At 55.8% G+C, this 529-nt stretch carries 1 pseudogene; it reads left to right on the top strand.

The features are described 5' to 3' along the window. Positions 1-529, top strand: a pseudogene (locus LB823_RS23575) (cytochrome P450); the annotation flags it as partial.

Below are 529 nucleotides of genomic sequence, written 5' to 3'. Positions count from 1 at the left end.
GGTGGAGAAAGGCCCGGGGGCCGACCTGGTGTGGGACTTTGCGGCACCCTATGCTGCGGAGAACCTGCGTGAAATTATTGGCCTGCACAATGCGACGCAGCAGGATTTACAGCGGTGGAGCCAGACCATGATTGATGCGACCGGAAATTACGCGGACGATCCAGACGTATGGGCCGAAGGAGAACGCAGTTTCAATGAGGTGGATGCGGCATTAGATGAAATGTTAGCGTGGCATGGAGCGAATCTGGATGATAACCCGTCTCTGATTGCGCATCTGTTGCGCATTGATGAATATAAAATGCCGTTAGATCGGATCCGTGCTAACCTGAAAATGACCATTGGGGGCGGCGTTAATGAGCCTCGTGACGCACTGGGCGTCGCGGCGTGGGCATTGCTGGATAATCCGGAACAACGTGCCGCAGTCGAACAGGATCCCTCCTTATGGGGCGCCACATTTGATGAAGCCATTCGGTGGGTCGCTCCAATCGGCATGTACAGCCGCCAAGTCACGCGCGATACGGTGCTTGCT

This window comes from Tsukamurella sp. M9C (assembly GCF_020169415.1).
GTDB lineage: Bacteria > Actinomycetota > Actinomycetes > Mycobacteriales > Mycobacteriaceae > Tsukamurella.
This window is presented reverse-complemented; position numbering and strand designations above follow the sequence as displayed.